This window comes from Bradyrhizobium sp. CCH5-F6, assembly GCF_001556045.1.
In the GTDB taxonomy this organism is placed as follows: Bacteria; Pseudomonadota; Alphaproteobacteria; order Rhizobiales; family Xanthobacteraceae; genus Bradyrhizobium.
Map to the genome: position 1 here is coordinate 17,337 of NZ_LSIC01000172.1, position 19,543 is coordinate 36,879.

At 62.1% G+C, this 19,543-nt stretch carries 18 protein-coding genes; 12 read left to right on the forward strand and 6 right to left on the reverse strand.

What is annotated here, in order from left to right; genetic code table 11:
- Positions 1–106 precede the first annotated feature (106 nt).
- The gene (locus AX729_RS28875) at positions 107–1,585 is read right to left on the reverse strand and encodes a VIT domain-containing protein (RefSeq protein WP_061027581.1); all 1,479 of its coding nucleotides are present in this window, start codon (positions 1,583–1,585) and stop codon (positions 107–109) included.
- Between the two features lie 44 nt (positions 1,586–1,629).
- Entirely contained in the window at positions 1,630–2,004 is a 375-nt protein-coding gene (locus AX729_RS28880; RefSeq protein ID WP_061027582.1) for a helix-turn-helix domain-containing protein, read from the reverse strand.
- A gap of 68 nt (positions 2,005–2,072) precedes the next feature.
- Here AX729_RS28880 and AX729_RS28885 point away from each other — a divergent pair, with 68 nt between their 5' ends.
- The 11 genes from AX729_RS28885 to AX729_RS28930 all read left to right on the forward strand — a co-directional run bounded on the left by AX729_RS28885 (position 2,073) and on the right by AX729_RS28930 (position 11,169).
- Positions 2,073–2,843, forward strand: coding sequence for a hypothetical protein (locus AX729_RS28885; protein ID WP_061027583.1), 771 nt, complete (start codon positions 2,073–2,075; stop codon positions 2,841–2,843).
- A gap of 123 nt (positions 2,844–2,966) precedes the next feature.
- Positions 2,967–3,488, forward strand: coding sequence for a DUF4189 domain-containing protein (locus AX729_RS28890; RefSeq protein WP_061027584.1), 522 nt, complete (start codon positions 2,967–2,969; stop codon positions 3,486–3,488).
- A gap of 111 nt (positions 3,489–3,599) precedes the next feature.
- Positions 3,600–4,028: a hypothetical protein gene (locus tag AX729_RS28895; RefSeq protein WP_061027585.1), complete on the forward strand. Its 429-nt coding sequence runs from the start codon at positions 3,600–3,602 to the stop codon at positions 4,026–4,028.
- Positions 4,025–4,486: a M23 family metallopeptidase gene (locus AX729_RS28900; RefSeq protein WP_061027586.1), complete on the forward strand. Its 462-nt coding sequence runs from the start codon at positions 4,025–4,027 to the stop codon at positions 4,484–4,486. The genes AX729_RS28895 and AX729_RS28900 overlap by 4 nt, the downstream gene beginning before the upstream one ends.
- A 133-nt stretch (positions 4,487–4,619) precedes the next feature.
- Positions 4,620–5,288: a hypothetical protein gene (locus tag AX729_RS28905; protein WP_061027587.1), complete on the forward strand. Its 669-nt coding sequence runs from the start codon at positions 4,620–4,622 to the stop codon at positions 5,286–5,288.
- A gap of 103 nt (positions 5,289–5,391) precedes the next feature.
- On the forward strand, positions 5,392–7,626 hold the full coding sequence (locus tag AX729_RS28910) for a hypothetical protein (RefSeq protein WP_061027588.1): 2,235 nt from the start codon (positions 5,392–5,394) through the stop codon (positions 7,624–7,626).
- A 3-nt stretch (positions 7,627–7,629) separates the two neighbouring features.
- Entirely contained in the window at positions 7,630–7,932 is a 303-nt protein-coding gene (locus AX729_RS28915; RefSeq protein WP_061027589.1) for a hypothetical protein, read from the forward strand.
- Positions 7,933–7,961: 29 nt separating this feature from the next.
- Positions 7,962–8,528, forward strand: a complete 567-nt coding sequence (locus AX729_RS28920) for a hypothetical protein (RefSeq protein WP_061027590.1) — start codon at positions 7,962–7,964, stop codon at positions 8,526–8,528.
- A gap of 136 nt (positions 8,529–8,664) precedes the next feature.
- On the forward strand, positions 8,665–9,762 hold the full coding sequence (locus AX729_RS28925; protein WP_061027591.1) for a hypothetical protein: 1,098 nt from the start codon (positions 8,665–8,667) through the stop codon (positions 9,760–9,762).
- Position 9,763: 1 nt separating this feature from the next.
- Entirely contained in the window at positions 9,764–9,958 is a 195-nt protein-coding gene (locus tag AX729_RS40095) for a hypothetical protein (RefSeq protein WP_156449114.1), read from the forward strand.
- 5 nt (positions 9,959–9,963) lie between these two features.
- On the forward strand, positions 9,964–11,169 hold the full coding sequence (locus AX729_RS28930; RefSeq protein WP_061027592.1) for a hypothetical protein: 1,206 nt from the start codon (positions 9,964–9,966) through the stop codon (positions 11,167–11,169).
- An 8-nt stretch (positions 11,170–11,177) separates the two neighbouring features.
- Here AX729_RS28930 and AX729_RS28935 read toward each other — a convergent pair whose 3' ends face one another.
- From AX729_RS28935 to AX729_RS28945, 3 genes are read right to left on the reverse strand one after another with little or no spacing between them, the layout of a single operon-like run.
- On the reverse strand, positions 11,178–13,571 hold the full coding sequence (locus tag AX729_RS28935) for a PDZ domain-containing protein (RefSeq protein ID WP_082770561.1): 2,394 nt from the start codon (positions 13,569–13,571) through the stop codon (positions 11,178–11,180).
- A complete protein-coding gene (locus AX729_RS28940) occupies positions 13,568–15,352 on the reverse strand; it encodes a hypothetical protein (protein ID WP_061027594.1) in 1,785 nt (594 codons plus the stop codon). Before AX729_RS28940 ends, AX729_RS28935 begins: the two co-directional genes overlap by 4 nt.
- Positions 15,349–15,906 (reverse strand): MotA/TolQ/ExbB proton channel family protein, encoded by a 558-nt coding sequence (locus tag AX729_RS28945; protein ID WP_197433696.1) that lies wholly within the window; start codon positions 15,904–15,906, stop codon positions 15,349–15,351. Before AX729_RS28945 ends, AX729_RS28940 begins: the two co-directional genes overlap by 4 nt.
- A 1,143-nt stretch (positions 15,907–17,049) precedes the next feature.
- Between AX729_RS28945 and AX729_RS28950 the strand changes: the two genes are divergently transcribed.
- On the forward strand, positions 17,050–18,837 hold the full coding sequence (locus tag AX729_RS28950; protein ID WP_197433697.1) for an ATP-binding protein: 1,788 nt from the start codon (positions 17,050–17,052) through the stop codon (positions 18,835–18,837).
- 10 nt (positions 18,838–18,847) lie between these two features.
- Here the strand turns inward: AX729_RS28950 and AX729_RS28955 are convergent, their stop codons facing one another.
- Positions 18,848–19,483: a response regulator transcription factor gene (locus AX729_RS28955; protein ID WP_061027596.1), complete on the reverse strand. Its 636-nt coding sequence runs from the start codon at positions 19,481–19,483 to the stop codon at positions 18,848–18,850.
- Positions 19,484–19,543 lie beyond the last annotated feature (60 nt).

Below are 19,543 nucleotides of genomic sequence, written 5' to 3' on the forward strand. Positions count from 1 at the left end.
TCGCCCCAAGGTGCGAGGAGGGGACCCCGCTCTCGCGTTTCTGCCGGCGAGGCCGCCATAGCGATCGCGATGGGGAAGACAATCACGAGTCCTGAGCGGTATCCCTTCATGCAATCCCCATTCGGCGGGCTAGCCTGCTAACAGGCGGCGGCGGCGTATCAGGACCGTCTGGGAACAGATAGCCGAGCAGGCCGGGCGGTGTTCCCGCATGTTTGCTTGCTGCCATGGCTAGCAAACCGATGGCAAGTTGTTCGGGGGCCAATTGCAAAGCCCGACCCGTTGCGCTGACCTCCGGGACGACGGCGATCTCCCGTACCAGTGTGGCGACGGCCTCGGGCAGATGGCTCGCGTCCCCGGAGCGCAGAGCGAGCGCGCCATCCTGTCGCCAGAACACCAGAGGCGCTGCGGCAACCAGGCGCGCGCCGAGTTCGGGGAGCGGCGGCGGTTTCGGCCGGCGGCGCACAACGTGGCGTAGCCAATTAGAAAACCGAACGTTCCAAGGCGGCGGGGCGCTTGGCGACGTGAGACCGCCACCCGACGACGGAAGCCGAAAGCGTGGAAGGCGAAATCGGGCTCGTCCCGGCACGACCGGCGGGACCTCGGGCGGGACCTCCGGCGGATATGGAGCGGGCGGCGACGCTTCGGGAATGACGGTTGGAGCGGCTGGCACCATCGGCTCGCCCGGCGAACGCGGCCGGTCGACGAGCGCCACCTTGCGCATGGTCGGCAAGACACCGCTCGCCTCGCCTTCAGGGCCTACGAAGACGAGGCTTGTCTCAGCTGTCAGCAGATTGGCGGAAATCGCCAGCGCGCGGATCGCCTGCCGGTCTACCACAGCGGGATTGGCAAGAAGGGTGCTGATCTGCCTCGCCGCATGAAGGGCTGTCTCGGCCGCAATGTCGGCCGGCTGCGTCGATGTTGTACGCGGTACGGTAGCCGGCACCCTGATACGAAGGGCCAGAGGCGCGCCATCAATCGGCATGGGTATCCCGATAGGCACATCCTGACCCATCATATGAACGCCGAACTCCTCGGTCGCCCAAATGGTCAGCGTTGCGGGGTGGTGAATGTCTGTCCGACGTGGCACCTGATGGTCAGGCAATCGGGTAACAGAGCGATCCCGGTCCATACCGGGACGCAATAGAAATTCCTGTTCGCCAACTTCGAGACCGACGACGCTGTCGCAGTCGATTGACGCGCGCTCGCCGGGCCGAATACCTGCGATCGATAGCACGCGCCAACCGTGCTTTGTTTCCTCAAGGAAGACGGCGCGATTACCGTCGATGGCAGCTCCATCATATTCCCCTTCGCCACGGCGATGGGCGCGAGCATGCGCCGTCCATGTCTGCCCGCCGATGGTGACCGCTACGCCATGCACGACTTCGCCATCGAGCGCGGGCGGCATGGTGAGGACGGCCTCGATCGGCACGCCCTCCTGATTGTCGAAGGCGCGATGGATGCGCAGCCGGGCCATGGGTGGCGTCAGCCACAGATGGATGTCGGTGCGCGACAGCAGAAGAGGCGGGGGCGGCGCTGCGGCAGGCCGAAAAAAAGGCATCAGCGGATCAATCAGCGGCTCCGTCATGTCAGCCCTTCTTTTCCACGCGATCCGCACTCCATTTGCCTATATCAACCAGCGGCACGTTTTTTGGACGCCTTTGGCCTCACCTTGCCCAACGCCTCGCGCAACCGGGCACCCGCGCGCTCGACGATCGGCCCAACATCCAGATCGCCGCCAATCAGTTCCGACGCGACGATGAGGGTGACGCCCTCGACAACCGGGATCGGCACGCCCTCCCGCGCATCCAGCAGGATGCGGATCGCGGCATTGGGAAACCCGAGCGCCTTGAGGCGCTGGAATCGTCGGATCGCACGGACATGTTTGTCGTCATAGCTGGCATAGGTCCGCCCTCCATCAGGTGACGGCACAAAGCCCTCCGCGATCAGAAAGCGAATTTGCCGAACTGTCGCGTCGGTGATGGTTGCGAGTTGATCAAGCTTCATGAGATGCTTTTAACATATATTCTGTCATTAGCAATTGCCCTCCCTGCCACCCCTTTCGTCCACGTTAGATGGCGCTCTTGCTTTTTACAAACTTTATGTTAAAAGAAATGAAAAGCAGGAGTGCGGCGATGCATCGAGTTCTCATGGTGGTGACGGCCCTGTCCCTTGCTGGGGCTATGGAAGCGAAGGCGGAAGACGCGAGCACGAAGCCTCCCCTGTCGGGCTGGGCGACGGCCGCGGGCGTGGGAAGCAAGACGGGCAGCGCATTCGACCGGGTCAATGAAATCGCAAACGAAGCGCTGCAACTGACTACAAGCTCCGAGCCCGCACCCGCGCCGACTCCCGAACGTATTCAGGCTGCGGGCGGGGTGGCGAAGCTTCTGCCGCCGATCGGAAGTGGAGACGGTGCGGAGAAAGTTACGCAATATGAAGTCAATATAGATCCCCCAGCGGGCGCGCCGTATGTTGCGCGCGCAACGATCTCTTTCGCAGGCGATCGCCCCGTAACACTCTACGTGCTGAAAAAGCCGATTGTTCAACGGGGTGCCCCGGACCAGGATGGAGCCAACACAGCTGGTCAGATAATCACCGATATCGTCGGATTATCGACGGGCGAAACAGCACGGACCAGTACAGCAGGCGGCAATCCAACGATTGCCTGCATCGCAAAGCCTATAGCTAAAGATCGCAATGCGACCTGCTCGGTCAGTCTGCCAGGCATTCCGATTCTGCTGACGGGAACATACTCTCGGCGCAACGATAGCGATCCGGCATTCGACCGGGCGACCCATAGCCGACTGGTCGCCATCTACAACCGACTTCGTCTCCCAACGCCGTAGAATCTCGGGACCAAAGTCTCGGGACCAAAGTCCCGATTTACCGCCCGAATGCGGGAGATAGGCTTAGACTAAAGAATGTCACTTTGAAGGGGTCAATATTTACTGACACAATCGAGAACGAAAATGTCGAAATCTGATTATCTCAGTCTCGCCGGTATTCTGTCGGCGCTGTGTTTTAGTGCGGCGTTGCTTCTATCCTTTCCGGCCGCAGCTCAGAACAACGAGTGCTCGATGATGTGCAACGGCATCGACAACCAGTGCTACAGGTCCTGCGCCGGATCGAATGACGGACTCTCGCCCTTTGGACCAGCACCAGGCAGCGGTGCCAGCCGGTCCAGCTACGGCGCCATCGCGATCTCAGACAGCGACAAGGGCGCCCTGCGATGGGGAAAGGCTTACGGCTACGAATCCCGTGCCCGCGCGGAGGCCGCTGCGGTGCGATTTTGTATGGCCGGGGGACTGCCGGGCTGCCGGGTGCGGCTCTGGTTCTTCAATGCTTGCGCCGCCCTCGTGACCACGAGCGATGGCAATTGGTGGACGGATTGGCGCGGGTCGCTCGCGGCCGCACGCCAAGTAACGCTGGCGGAGTGCGAGCAGGACGCTAAGGGCCGCTGCACGGTGAGAGAGGCGTTCTGCTCACTGTAAAGCTGGAGCGCGGTCGCGCGAGCGACGGCGACGCCCGGCAATTCCCCGGCCGGTCCGCTTGAGCCGGCTGGACACCGTGCGACCAGCATATCCATGCAACAGGAGCATTTGATGCGGAATCATTGGGCCTATTTCGTACTCATCGCCTCGGCTTTCGTCATTCCAGCGCTATGTGCTGGCGCTGAACAGCGGCCGCCTCTCGCCGCCGGCGGTTGCTGGATGGTCCTGTCCAAGGGCGAAAAGCCCGAACGCACCAACGCTGCGGAAATCCTCTGCCTGGGCCGGGACGGCTACGGCCGCGTCCGCGAAAGCCAGTTTTATGGTGAAGTCGCGACCTGCGCCCGCGTCTCCTACAAGACGACACATGGTCCGACCTATGTCGAGGTCGATTTCAGCGCCTGCACCAACAACGCGCCGAGCCACCGGCTCGCCTGTGCCAGCAGTTCGGGTAGCAACCCTGTCCCCTGCCTTCAGAGCATTCTCGGAGACAGCGATACAATCGATATGGAGCTTTACCGAATCGAAGAGGGGGGATCGTGAGATTTTACCACATCCTGGCCGTGCTGCTCGGTTCGTTGATCATACAGCCCTTCGGGGCATTCGCCCGCGAATGTCCTGCAGTGTCCACCAAGGCGTCTCCAGTGGACGCAGCCATCCAACGACCTTTCGGCTACCGTATGCACCCTATCCTCGGGAAAGCCGTGTTGCACCCGGCTCTTGTTTTCAGCACGCGAGCAGGCCTCGCTGTGAGGGCGATGCAGGGGGGACGCCTTATCAAGTTCGAAGCAGCACCGGACGGTGGTGGTTTTATCTGGATCCGGCATAGCGACGGAACCGAGTTGCGTTATGGGCCGCTATTGGCCTCGGCCCTCCGTTTTGGCGCGTGCGTTGCCGCCGGTGCTTGGCTTGGCGAAACGATGCCGGCCCCACTTACGCTGACCATGCGGCGGGAGGGACATTGGGTCGATCCGAAGCGCTGGCTCGAAGGTGCGCCATGACTGAAGAATGCCGGCAGGAAATCTCACGCGAAGCGTGTCCACACGCGTGTCTTTGCGCCACGTTTTGGCAAGAGGGGGCCATGATGAAGACTTCCGTCACCATCGAAAAGACCAGCTTGGCGAAGGATGCGGGATGATGAGCGAACAGAGTGCCCCGGCTACCGGCGAGACCTTCAGGGATGCTTTCGACGGTTCACTCAAGCGGCCCTCCAAGCCGCTGAAATTCGCGATATTCTTCGCCCTCGGCACCTTCGCCACAGTCTTGGCGATTTACGTCATTTTCGTGTTCGTGCCCGAAAACGGGTTCCCGACGATCCGCAAATGGTGGGCCGGGCTCGGAACCCGGTCATTGCGGGAAGAACTCGTCGCCTTCGGTCCGATCCCGATGGGCACGCTCGTGACGATCGCGATCGCCGGATTCGCATTCGGTACGCTGCAGGAAGCCATTGCCGCTCTCCGGGACGAGAGGCCGCTGCGGAGCCTCGGCCGGGACCTCGTCGTCATCCGCGAGTTGACGGAAGAGGGCGTCGGCTACCGGGAGGGCGACATCACGACCGTGCATGTCCCCTGGGCGCAGGTGCAGGAGCTGCGCTCGATGGATCTGCCGGCCTTCGAAGGCAAGCTCTTCTTTGTCATCGAGCTGAAGAGCCCGATCCACGAACGCGGCCGTCTCGTCTTCTGGGACGGGCAGGATCGTTACAACAGCATCGCCGGGCGTCTCCGCGAGCGCCTGGGGGCGTATCGCGCCGCGCGCTCAAATGGGGACAAAACTGGAGTCGGATCTGATGAGAAGCCCTCATAAAGGCCCCTACCGGGTGCTCTGCGGCGCCTGTCAGGACAGTGATGGGGAACAACTGGGCCTCCCGGCATACGGACGTTTCGAGAGGATCCAATGGTCCTATGAAATGGATGGCACGTTCGCGACACCGCTCCGCTTCACAGGCCTTCTGGACCTCAGTGGACCACACGCGCTGGCTCACCTCGACTTCCCGGTGTGGGCTGTGGTCGAGATCGATGCTGAGGACCCGTGCGAACCGACCGTCGGTATGGACGGGGTGGCGATCCCCGGCCTGTTGAGTTTCGCCTCGGGTTTCGTGCTGTTCTGCGGCGCGCGGATGGCGGCGCTGAGTGTTTTTGCGGCAGGAGGGAACGATGCGTCCCTGAAGACGCCACTGTCGGCGATACAGGATCGCTCCGGCGTTGCCTTGGCCGGAGATTTCGGTACAGCGACCGCGGGTCATGGAGGCCTTGCCCGTGCCGGTTTCTGCGGCCTCGCCGAAGTTGGGATGACGGACCTGGCGACGGACCAGGTCATACCTCGCTACTTGGTAAATTATGCGGGCTTGGCAATTGCCGGTGTGGCAATCGCCGGTGTGCGGGGTACGGCGCTCTCCGGCGAAGGGGGGATGTCGGTTGTCGAGGGGGGCGGCACGGCGCGGGCCGGAAATTACGGTGTGGCGATCGCCACTTCTTTCAGCAGGTTCAGCACTGTCGATGCCGGGTATGGCGGCGCCGCCATCTCCTGTGGATCTGGGGGAAACGTGAGGGGGGGCATCGCGGTCTCGACGAGGGGTTGTTGCTTCCTCGAGGTCAGGCGTGACGGGATCGGCGTGGCGCAGTATGCCGTGGAGGACCTGGACATCGGCGAAAACGCCATCATGATCGCAACGGCGTTGGGGACCAATGCCGACATCCATCTGGGCAAGCAAGCGACACTGATCTTCCGCGAGGATTCGGACGAGGACGAGTTTACGGTATTCTCTTCCTTGTCAGGCGGCGTCGAGCCCGGACTTTATCGCTATGCGAATGGCCAGTTCCGGCAGATTGATGGGATGATGGGGCCTTCCACGATATGGGACGGCAAACGCCTGGAGCCGCGAAGTGCAACCTCGATGCCACGCCCGCCGACATTCGACGTTGGCGTGGAGTGGTGGGATGCCGCCCGCAGCCATGATCCGCAAGCGGAAATCCTGCGAGAGCCGATGCGAGAAGACGACATCGTCGTTCTTTGCGCCAATATCCCGGCAGAAGAGCTGGCGGCAGGCCGAAAGGATGGCCAATGGTGGTTCGGAGCGCCCTGGGGGCGAGGTGAGCTTGCGCTCACCGATGGAGCGCTGTGGTGTCTTGTCCGGGTCGACGGCGAACATGCGCCCCATCCGGGTGGCGGCGAGCAGATTGGTTTTCGGAACGGGACGGCGCTCTACCGGGGCACGTTGCGGGGTGCTGTCGCGGCGTTGCGCGCGGTCGGCGCCGAATCCGTGCTGGATGGGCATGTTGCGGTCGCTGGGCACGGGGGTGTCGCCCGAGTGTCGTCGCGGCGCGGACCTGTCCCGCCCATGGGAACCTGGGGGGAGAGATGGGTTGTCTTGTCCGGGTCGGAAGAGGAGATCCCTCTTCAGATCCCTGTTCCTGTTGCTCCTCAAGCCGTCCTGCGCGGCGACCCGAATCGCGGGTGCTCTCCCTCACTCGCGGTGGTCGGAAACGACGGCGTCGCGATCTGTGACGGCGAGGCTCATGCCGGAGAACGTGGCGTGGCATGGGTCGCCGGCCGGGGCGTCGCGCGGGCCGGAAGTCGAGGCCTCGCAATATGCGAGCACGGCCTGGCGCTTGCGGGAGACCAAGGAATTGCCTTGAACCTCCAGGCCGGAGACGGGAGCGAACCCCAGGGAGGACAGGCGGTTGCTGGCCTCGGCGGCATTGCCATTGCGCAAGGGGCCTCCGCCATCACCAGCAGGCGCGGCGTCGCCATCGCCATGTATGACGGGAGGGCCCGCACAGGATATCGCGGCGTCGCGATCAGCAGCGAAAGAGGCGACGCACATGGCGGGTCTTATGCGGTCGTTGTCGCGCGGGACGGACGGGTCAGCGGCGGTGACAGGGCGCTGTTGGTCGCGTGGGACGAGCCGGAGAACCGATGGGTGCACGCCGTCGTCGGCCAGGACGGTATCGAGCCCGACGTCCCCTATGCCGCGCGCAACGGCCGGTTGGAGCCCGCGCCGAGCCCCGTCATGACGGAAGCTGCCGCAAGCGCCGACGAAGGCTGCACTGAGTGCCGGCATCCGTCGGCAAGTCGGAGCAATACCGTGGCGGCCGACGCGCGGCTACGTCTCATCGGATCACCTGAAACGGACGGAGAATGAGCCATGAACAAGCATCTCGCCCTCGCCGCCTTCATCCTGCTCGCCTCGACCGGTGCGCAGGCGCAGGAGAGCCAGCAGAAGATCGCCGTCAAGAACCGCCAGATGATCGTCGCCATCACCAGCGGAAAGCTGAAGGACGAGATCGTCGGCAAGCCGGAGATCTTCCAGCGGAGCAACATCGCCTACGCCATTGGCATGACGCGCAGCCTGCACCGCGCCTGCACCATCCTCTCGGACGAGGAGAACGCGCGGCTGGAGCGGCTCGTCGCCTTCTGGAACAAATATCTCGCCAGGCTCACCGGCTGAGCCGCCCCACGCAGCAAGAGGAGGTTCCCATGCTCTCTCGCATCCGTCTTCCCGTCGCGGCCGTGGTCATGGCGCTGAGCACGCTCCCCGCCCTGGCCGCTTCGGTGCAGACCGTGCCCTCGCCGCGCCTAGAAGCCCAGCGCCAGGCCAACGCGCTGTTCGAGACGTTCCGGATCAAGTGCGGCACGGATCATGTCGTCGCGATCGACGTCACGCCGCCATCATCGGGCGGCTTCACCCAGACTTTGGGAGCGGCCCCGACCGGCCGCGCCCAGGGGCACACGATCTACGTTGCCTATGCCGACATGCATCTCGAAGGACGCGAGACAACGACCGATATCGACCGGCGCAACGGCATCGGCTGGCGTGGAAGCCTGGCCTACAGCGCCGCCGCGGCGCGCCAGATCTCGGTCGGCAGGGACGGCACCAAGGGCGTCTGGAGCCCGTGGCAGCCGGCGGGGCCGGTCTACACGGTGACGCTTGAGTTCAAGGATGGAGGCTGGTCCAGCCGGGGGCAGGAGATGTCGCTGCTGGGGGCGCTGGGACGTTACGGCAAGATCCGGCGGCCGGCCTGCTCGGAGGTTCCGGCGGGCTGAATGACGAGAGGCGGCGGCGTTTGCGCTGCGAGGATCGGTCGGTCCCGCTTTCCGGCGGAGCCGACCATGGACAATTTCGAAACCGAGGCGCACGGAGTGCTGTCTTGCCCGGCGCCTGACGAATGCGGGGGAATACATGGACGAACCAAGCATCGCTTTCAGCGTCGAAGGCAAGACCTTTCGCAGCCCGATCGGTGTGTTTTCCATCCTGGGTATTTGCTCCCTCGCGGGCTCCATTCTCTGCCTGCTGCAGCTCGTGACCAGACCGGTGACACTGTCGAACGCCATCCCGCTGCTCTTCGGCGGTATCGGAGGGCTGGGCATGCTCGCGGCCGGCCTCGCCTTCACCGCGATGCATCTCAGCGCATGGTGGGCCGGGCGAGATCCCGATGCCGCCGCACGTCGGATCACTCCGCTTGTCGTCACGCCCGGCGGGATCTTCATCGATCCCTATCCCTATGCCGGTCTCGCGTCTCTGGGGCGGCGGCAGCGCTTCGTTCCCTGGCGCGACGTCGCAGCGATCGGGCCGGTAGGCGGGACAGGCCTGTTTCCTGTCACGGTGGCGGAGAAAGACGGAGCTCAGAAGACCGTCTATGAAATCCCCGAGCAGGCGCGCGGCGAGTCGGGCGAGCTTGCGCACGCCACAACCCTCGCTGCCCGGGAACGCTATCTGGCCGGATTTTCGTCGGCCGCCCAGGCAGCCACAGGGACGTTCTTCGTTCCGGTCGTCAGAACAGCGCCGTCGATCTGGCGTGCGCTCGGCGGCGGGGTGCTGCTCGCGGGCGCTGCCGTCTTCATCCTTCTGTTGGCCGCCACGGCAGCGACGGTGAAGGGAGTTGATCTGAACGTCGGGGCGTTCCTCGGACTGCTCGGCTGGAGTATCTTCATCGCTTGCGCCGCCTTGGCGATCGTCTTCGCCGCCATCAGGGGGTGGCAGGCTCGTGGCCGGGCAATTTCGTGGCCGGTCGCGACGATCGAGGCGGACGGCTTCACCACCACCGCCCTGCCGAATGCGGCAGGCGATCTCTTCGGCGATCTCGACGGCCGCAGCCGCCGCGTCGCCTGGCCGGAGGTTCGGCGTATCGAGCCACCGGTCGCCGGCGAAGACGCGTTCAGGGTCGATATTGGTGAGCGGAACCTGCTGTGTTTGCCGGCGTCGGCAAAGTCCGGGGACGGTCGCACCCTTCATCCAGCCCTCGCCGATGCCTGGCAAGCGTGGCGCGGCGCGAAGTGAGATGAAAAGCGACCGCCGTTTCTACAGCAATTCCACGGGCGCTCCCGGCGTGACGGGCGGCCACTTAAGATCGAAGATGTGGAACATCGCCGTCTGTACGGCAGCTGATCGAAGCATTGATCTCTTGGTTCAATCGAGCGACCGGCGCGCAATGAAGCTGGATTTGGGCATCCACCAGTTAACAACAAAGGGCTGACTGCCATGAAGAAAACATTGCCGACTGCCGCCCTGATTGCGGCGCTTATCGTCGTCGCCTTCCCCGCCGCTTCGGCGTCCGCAGATGACACGGGCTCGCCCGAACTGCAGACGCAGGCAACCGTCGCCTTGACGCCCGAACAACGCGTCCGCCGTATCTTCGCCTCGCTCGATACGTTCCACGACCTTCAGCCGACCTGGCGGCAGGCGAAGATGCCCGCAGCGGCGTGGGCGAAAAAACAGTTCGACAAAAGGGCTTCCGCAGTGATCGGCGCCATGCCCGACCCACTTAACTACACCGGCGGCCTCATGCTCTATCTCGGTGGCCTCGCGGCCGTAAACCGCCGCGATCTCGATCGCGCTGCCCTTTCATTCGAGGCCGGCTATACGCTCGGCTGCCACGTTTGCGGCGCCGCGCTTGCGACGGTGCTCGATCTCGATCCCAGTCGGCTCAAGCCGGAGCCCGCACTCGCACAGGACTGGAATGACCTCGCCGCGCATGCCGGCGTCTCCTCGGCGGCGGGGGCTCTCCTGGACGTGCAGCCGCGAACCTATGAGCGGCTCATCTCGGGTAATGGCGCGACATTGCCGACGACCACCGGCAGCAAGAATGCCGCGGCGATCTACGCCAGAGCCTATTCTCTTGGCGATGGGCGTGCCCTGTCGATCGTCGATCGAGCCAAGGCCGGCGAGACCAGAGCCACGGCCATTCTCCAAAAGGCGGGTGTTGACCTCGCTGCGCTGCCCGAGACGACGAGCAGCATAGTCAACCGCCTCAGTGCGTCGCCACCAATCGGGACGCCCGCACAACGCTCGCAGGATATCGAAACGCTGACAGTCCGTGCGGAAGGCGGCGACGCGACGGCGCTGCTCGCCTTCGGCACCAGACGCTTTGCGGACGCTGCGATTGCTTTCAGCACCAAGGACAGCAGCGATTTCCTGATCGAGGCAGCGGTGCGCGGCAATCCGATGTCGATGGCCGCTTTCGCGGACTCTGTCCTTCAGGGCGGTGAGAGCTCCGGCTATCGCAACGAGGACGCTGCCATCTTCGCCTTTGCTGCTTGGGTGATCACTCCCGCCGGTGATCCTGCCGAGTCCCTCTTCAGGGGTGTTCTGGACGGGCTGACGGGAAAGCTGGATCCGAAGATACGCAAGGCATTCGAGGCCTGGTTCCGGGAGCAGGCCAAGGCTCTCGACCACAGCTACCCGTAGGCGCGCTATCAGGGCGGCGGCGAGGCAGGCAGGCTGCCATTAATCATTCCCTCTGCCAGGAGAGCGCTGAGAAGCTGCATTGGTCCTGACGTAACCTTGCTGTCGGTTGCCTTCGTCTGACGCACATAGGTGACGACGGCGACAGTGCCCGGCAGATGAGCGTTGCACAACACATAGGGGCGACTCACCATCATGAAGAAGCACCGTGTATAGAGCTGGAGATTGCCGCTGCCGCTCGGCAGAGGATACTTTCCAGATTCAACAGTGACGATGGTGGAATCAATTTTTGCCTGGGCCGGTAGCGTATGATCATCCAATGCAATCAGGGCTCGTTGATAGCGCACGCTCGACGCGGATCTCGCGGCAGGGTCGGCAGTGGATTGCGCATAGCTCGCCGCCTGCTGCGCGGCTGCGGCGCTTGTGTAGCCATCGACCAGCAGAATGGAGCGATCGGGCATCCAGGCCACCCAACGCCGGGCGAGATCCTCGGGCGGATCGCCGGGAAGCTGCACTTCGGTGAAACGCGGCGTGAGCCCGTCGCAGCAGCTGATGCGCAGATACGGCAGATCGTCGAGCACTGCGAGACTGGACCCCGGCCCCGTTTTCGCCTCGGCAGTGAGGCAACCACGACTGCGCTTCTCAGCCAGCGACAGGGTGTCGGACCAGCAGACGGGGTCGGCCGATCCAGGCGCGACAGGCTTATTCCGTGCTTGAGCAGGCGGCGCAGGCTGGGCGGGCCCTGACGGCGCGACCTGTACAGCTGCGGCAAGGATCTGCAGCGTCCGACGCTGCCCGTTACGGATGAAGTCTAAGACCGGCTTTCCGTTTGTGGTTTGCTCGACGAGTGTCGATAGATTGTCTGCGTTTTCAACCGGCCTGCCATTCACCGCCGTCACGATGTCTCCTACGAGCAGTCCTTGGGCTTCAGCTGTGCTGCCTCTGACAAAACGGCCGACCAGCGCGCCCTGCCCGGTGGTCAATCCGTTGTCGGACGCGAGCTTGGACGGCACAGGAAATGCGGCAATGCCGATATCCAGCCGCTTGGCCGTTTTCGGCGCGGGGGCGGGCTCGATGATCGCGGCGCGCAACGGATCCAGAACCACGGCTACCGCGTCGCTTGTTGGCGGACGCAGCGTCGCCATCGCTTCTGCATAACGCGCGACCGCTGGCGCCTCGTTGCTCGGGAGCGAGACATCGGGTGCGAGGCTCGCTGCGCGCAGGAACCAGATGGCCGCCTCCACCGGGTTGACGTCGCCGCCGTTGGCCCCCAGGGCGAAATCTCCCGCCATGGCATCGATAAAACCTGGCTGCCGGTCCGAGGACGGCGTCAGCCGGGAAATGACCTCCCGCGCCAGCGCGGCATTGGGGCGTGCTGGCGTTGCTGGCACGCCGCTTTGCGGCAGATTGCTGAAGTCCACGAGCAAAGCCGCTGTGAAGCAGCCAGCCGCCTCAAGATCACCCTTGCTGCCCCGCGTCCCGGCTTCCGTGATGGCGGCGGTATCGCCATTGCGCACACGGCCACAGAGCACGTCGGTCGGTTCAGGAAGTGCTGAGGTGTCGAGCCCGGCGCCCGCGTCCTTCACGCTCGCGTTGGAGCGCTCGTAGAAGCGCTGGCGGACGGCATCGGGAAGCGGAAATGCGGCGGGGTTGGCCCTGTCACCGGCCTCGCGTGCGAAGGCGAAAGCCCGCGCCGGGTCCGATATTTTGAGGATTTCTGCGATCTCGAGTGCCGCAGCGGGTGCCTCGCCAAGAACAAAGGCCTGTTCAAGCAGCTTGACCTTTGTTGTGGGTATGGAAGTGCGGGATGCCTCCATGCGCAGATAGGTGCCCAAGGCATCCTTGCCGATGCCACCGATCTGCAGAAGGGTCTTTGCGCCGTCGGGAAGATCGGCGGCAACAGGCGCGCGTCCGCCCGTCCAGGCTGAAAAGCCGGCAGGCAGCGGCGCCGCACGCAGCGCCTTCATTGCAGCCACCATTGCCTCGACACGCTCCAGCGGCGTGGATGCTTGGGTGGGGACGACCACGGGAGCCGGGTTCGCCGGCGAAACAGGTACCGGGCGTGGGGTTGATTGCGGCGCCGGTGTCGCTTCGGGCGGGGGAGCCGACCGGTCGGTGGAAGCTTGCTTCTGCAATTCTGGCGCCGCCGGTGGCACGGCTTTCGGCTGCAAAACGTAAACGATCGCTCCGAGCACGACGATGCCGGCGACTGTCCACACGAGCGGACTCTTTTGCCAGGGTGCGGGAGGCGGCGGAGCCTGCTCGCCGTGGAGGCCGCCGCTTGCCGGCCCCTTGGCGGGCGTCACGCTGCCCTTGGCCTCCCGCGCAGCGCAGATCGGACAGACCTCGTTGGCGCTTGCATCGAAAGGATGCCCCTGGAGGCATCGAACCATCCGCCGGCTCATCGGGGTGTGTTTCCTTTTGTGACCTTCATGGCATATATGTAGTCGTCCAGCTTGATCGCGCCGGACATCATGCGGCCGGCGACGAATGAGGCAAATTCCGGCGGGAAGCCTTTATTGGTCATCTGCGCGATGATCTCGTTGCGGTTCAGACCTGTCGGTACACTGGCCGCGGGGGGCGATGGCGGCATCTGCTTCACCAGGACGCTCCATCGCGCGGCCACATCGGGCGTCATGAAACCGGTATCCGTCAGTGTCCTGAGAAGCGCGATCACGCGCCCAGGATTCTCCACGGATGTCGGGCCAGCGGGGGAAGGTGCCGGGGCGGTTGTCTTCGCGACGCTCTGGATCCGTCTTTCAAATTCATCGCTACTCCACCATCCCTGACTTGCGCGAGTCAGGAATTCGCGTTGAAGCGATGACGGAATGTCCGTATCTGCGAGTCTTTTTCTGGTTTCAGCGATAATGTCAGCACCTGGAGCGGCCCCTGATGTCACCGAACCGGCGGGCGGCGCGATAGCGAGCGCAGCAAAGCGAGATAGCGAATTCTGCGTGAATCGGCCGGACAAAAATCCGGTTTTCAGATCGTCGATGATCTGATTGACCGCATTGGGATCCACCTGGATCCGGGGCGTTGGAGTCCTGGACAGGCGGTATTGATATATACCTTCGAGCAGTCCGAACACCGTCTTCCGAGCCTCCTGCGAATTAGGATCGCATGTCAGCGCCTTGCACGGAGCTTCCAATAGATTACGCTGAAACCACTGCGCTTCCGATGAAGAGGTGTTGACGGGCACAAGAGCGTCCTGCGTCACACGAACAGCCTTCCCGAAGGCAAAGGGATTCGTCGCACCGATTGATTGGTCGAGGTTCAAGTTTGTTTTGCCATCGTAGATCGACAAGCGAACACGACAGGAGCTTTCCTCGATGCTTGGGCCCTGAGTATTGGCCCGCTGCTCCATGGCGCGGTTGAGGTCGTTCAGATAGATTGCATAGGTATCGCCAGGCAAGGCTCTGTGGGCGAGCCAGACCTGCGATACCTCTTCTCCATAAACAGGATCGGCGAGAAAGGTGAAATAGGTGTTCGTGCCCTCGGGAGTCGGTGTAAACGACCTTCCGACTGGCGTGTACGCTGTCGAACCATCGACTGGTATCAAGGAAGTTGACTTCCCATCTCGCCCGTCTTGCCGCGCGACCGCCAACGCGATGATTTCATCACCACAATTTTGATACTGCATGTGGATGGAGAGTGCTCGGGCACCGGAAAGCTTATGCAGTTGATTCTTTAAAGCCTCGACCTCAGCGAGCTTGTCGGAGAGTTCTCCGGTGAGGCGTTCGATTGCCGCCTGCATCTTGGCGGGATCGAATGCGCGCAGGCGAGCGATTTCAGCTTTCAGTTCCTGCGCTTCCGCCTCAAGACGTGCGCGTTCGCCTTCGACCCGTCTGAGCTGCGAGACGGATTGATCGAGTCGCGTTTGCAGTCGCGTGATGTCGCTTTCCGCCTGCGAGAGCTTGGCGAGCGCCACCTCAATCTCGCGCTGCAGTGCCTCCAGATCTTGCTTGGTGAAGTCGCCCTTCTTTATGCGGTCCACCGCGCCGGCGAGGTCCTTGCGCACGCTGCCGATGGACCGGTTGACGATGGCGGCGATCTGCTCGGCGGTGAAGTCGGGGATGTAATACTGCATGGCGAACACCATGAGGATGAGGAAGGCGCCCATCGCCTTCGTCATCACCGCCATCAACGCCACTTCGCTGGTGTCGGACTGGTGCCTGCGACGTTTCATGACGCTCCGCCCGGTTTCTCCTGATCGATGTAGACGCGGTTGATCAGGTTGGCGAGGCAGTACTGACCGGCCGCGTTGAGGGCCAACTCCTCCTGTTCCTGCACGCCGTGCTGCGCGAAGGCGAGCAATGCGCTGGCCAGGAGCGCGATTAACGTCGTGTAAAATGAGACAGACAAACCACCCACCACACGCCCGAGATCCATGTTCTTCGGGTCAATCAGGTGAAGCGCCAGTGACAGGCCGATCACGGTACCAAGAAAACCTATGGTCGGGATCAACCAAGCCATGTAGCGGAGCATTTGGTAGCGCAGTTCGACGCGGTCCCCCATCAAACTGAGAGCATTGGTCAGAAGCGTCATGGATTGATCGACCGACTTGCTCGCCTGAAGCTGCAGGATCGTCATGTCCATGAGCGTCGGTAAGAAGCCGCTTTCTGCGTCATGGAGCGGCGCCACCCGGGCACGGATCGGTCCGAGTTCATGCAATTCCAGCATCGTTATGGAATCTTCGGGCAGGAAACCGGCATTCAGAAAGGCGTATTCCCGCTTCGTCATTCGCCATCTGACATAGAGGTCAGCCAGGGACCAAGCGAGCAAGAGATATATGATATTCTGAATTGTGAACGGGTATGGAAAGATACTGTACAGTTGTCGATCAAGTAAAAGAGCGGAGCCAGGCGAATTATACGGCAGGACGAGAGTCAATAACGTGATAATGATAGCCGCAACAACTATCGCGGTCGTCCTTATGCGTCGGCGGGAAGGGATTGCGGGCCATGCTGGATTGGAAAGAGGGGAAAGCGGGTCAGGCGATATCTGCAATCCGGTGATCGGTGAAGGTGCATTTTCTGCCAACAACGTCTGGTCTCCCGCTATTACGATACCGCGAATTGAGTTCGCGTATCCTCGGCTCTGAAATTGTCTGACTCTCCAAATTTGCTCGTCGCGACATTGTAATAACCGCCTCTCATTGCAGTGCGTCGTGCCGAGCGTTCTAAGTCGTTGGTTGGTTTGCAAGAGCAGAAGTGTTCAGAGCCACCGAGAACGGTAGCAATTTGTGCGGATCGGGTCTCTTCAACGGTAAGAGGCATCGGCTCTTTCCACCAGTCGCTTGCATGGAGGGCCGCCGGCCAAGACCACTTCAATGGCCACCGAATTCCCCTGCCACTACAGAATCCACCCCTATTCTCGGTTTCCACTCGACAATGGGCAAATAGTTATTGGTCTCGGGCGCGGACCAAAGGTCTTAAGACCTTTATCAGTGTCCGGCGCGGATTGTTTGTTACATGTTTTTTGTTAAAAGGAAAGGGTGTCCATATTGGAGGCGATACGGATGATTGTATGCAGGAAGGCAGGCGGGCCGCTCGGAGAGTCCCGCGCAATGTTTGCGATCGGCAACGATGCCGAGGACTATGAGCGATAGCGGCCCAATGCGATGGCCGTTGAAATATCTGACGGGTTGCCGGGCAGACTCTGACGGGCAGCACATGGCTGGCGCCGCAGCAGACTTCTACAGGATATCACAATGACACTGGTGCCGGCGGTCTCCTTAACGGTAGATCATCGGCAATCTCCCGCCCATAGCCTTTGCGTTGCGCAATCGCTGGGATGGGGTGAGGCCATCATACAACGAGTCAGAGCTGACAACGATACCGCGACGCCCGATGACGTTCGCCGATGGGAGGGCGGGAATTGAAAATGCCGATGCTGGTCCCATATCGATGGATGCGGCTTACGCCAACCGAGGAAAGGCTGCGGCGCGAGCAGGTTGATGCTATTTTCCGTGCGGTTATTCCCGGCGTTATCGCTGCTGCTCTTGCGGCTGTTGTTCTGGCCGTATTTCTCGTTCGTCTTGGCGAGGCTGGCCCCACCGCAGCAGGAGGATGGGCAACTGCCATTGTCGTCTGCGCCATATGTCATGTGACCCTGGCGTTAGCTTATCGCAGATCACCGCCTGCCACGCGGGCAGAAAAGGTCTGGCCACTCGTATTCACTCTTTTCGCTTTGGCGGAGGGCGTCGCCTGGGGACTTGCATCCGTGGTCCTCACGCCCGACGCTGCCTTTGATGTCCGCTTCCTCGCCGTTGCCGTCACCATCGGAGTCACGGCCGGCGCGATCCCCGCCTTCAGCCCGTATCTACCCGCCTATTTCGCTCTTTTCCTTCCAGCAACTCTCCCTTATGCCTTGACGAGTCTTCGTGAGGACACCGCCGTCGAGCAGGCTAGCAGCGCGCTGATGCTGATCTTCGTCGTTGCCATGGTCTTGCTCGGAATCTTAAGCAATCGGGCCTTTTCCGAAGCCATTCGGTTGCGCTTACAGACAGAAGCTCTTGCGGCCGATCTGCGCCGCCAGAAAGAGATCGCCGAAGCCGCCAGCCGAGCCAAGTCGAGTTTCCTTGCCGCGGCGAGCCATGATCTGCGCCAACCTGTGCATGCCCTTGGTCTGTTCGCAGGGGCTCTACGCCGTATTGATCTCCCTGAAGAAGCTTACGTCCTGGTGGATCGGATCGAGGATTCGGCAGCGGCAATGGACGGCCTCTTCACTGCGATTCTTGACATTTCACGTCTCGATGCTGGCGTCGTCGAAGTTCGGAACCAAGCCTTCCGGATTGGGCCTTATCTTGATCGACTCTGTAAAGATCTTGCCGTCGAAGCTGAGGCCAAGGGTCTGCGCCTAAGATGCCGGCCTTGCCCGATCGCAGTTGACACGGACCCGATCCTGCTCGAACGCGTGCTGCGCAACCTCGTCTCAAACGCAGTCCGCTATACGTTGCGTGGAGGTATCCTTGTCGGCTGCCGGCGGCGAGCGGATCGCCTTGCAATTCAGATTTGGGATACGGGGATCGGCATTGCTCCGGAGGATATGGATCGCATCTTCCAGGAGTATGTGCAGGTTGGAAACCCGGAGCGCGACCGAACGAAAGGGCTGGGTCTTGGGCTTGCTATCGTTCGCCGCATCTGCAACGTGCTGAAGGCACCGCTTGGCTTGCGTTCTTGTCCCGGTCGCGGCTCCTGTTTTGAAGTCTCGGTCCCATGTGCCAACGAGGCTGCTCTCACAGATGGCACGCGCCAGGATCCGCCTGGCGCCTTCATACCGGCTTTTGTGGTTGTGATCGACGATGAAGCGCCGATCCGCGAGGCGATGGAGCAACTCCTTGCTGGGTGGGGTTACGAAGTGGTCACGGCCAGTTCTGGAATAGAGGCGATCGAGCTACTTGCGTCTCGCCCCACACGTCCCGACCTGATCATCTCGGACTATCGTCTGCGCGATGGTGAGACCGGTATAGCGGCAATCGAAAACCTACGATCAGAATACAATGTAACGATCCCGGCATTGCTGGTTACCGGAGACACGGCGCCCGACCGCCTTGCTGAAGCAGAAGCAAGCAATCTCCTGCTATTGCACAAACCGGTACCGAACAGCCGGTTACGTGCGGCTATGCTCAACCTGATCGCGCATGCGCAGAAATCCGAGGACGACGACTGATGGCTTTGGGTCAGATGAGCCCGGCTTGACGTGCCGCGGCCGCAGCCTGGGTGCGATTCACAGCATTCAGCATCCTGAAAATTGCCGTCACATGCGCCTTGACGGTCTTCTCCGAGAGATTGAGTTCGTAGGCAATAATCTTGTTCGGTTGGCCCATACTTAGCCGCCGCAGCACTTCCAGCTGACGATCCGACAAAATGACTCCCGCTATTGTTTGATGTCCGGGCGACATGGGCTGCGTCGCTGTCAGGGCGCTGAGGATGAGAGGCGGTACGTAAACTTCGCCGTTCATCACGAGCCGGATGGCTGCGAGCAACGTATGCTGGCTCGCCGACTTCGGCACATAGCCGAGGGCCCCATGCGCCAGAGCGCGTCGCGCATCGGCAGGATCCTCGGAGGACGACAGGACAATCACCGGGAGCTCCGGCCGCACCAGTCCGAACTTTCCGAGCGCGGTCACTCCATCCATGCCGGGCAACATCATATCAAGAATGACAGCATCGAAGTCGGCGTGCGCTTCAGCCAGCCGCAAACCTTCCGCTGCATCCCCCGCCTGGACGATGTCCACATCCGATCCGGCTTGGCGCAGCAGTGCTGCAATGCCCTCGCGCAAGACTGGATGATCATCTACGATCAAGAATTTCATTTATCCAGTATTCCACGAAAGCTTAAGACTGCAAGGGGCTGAAGGTCCAGCGACTAAGGT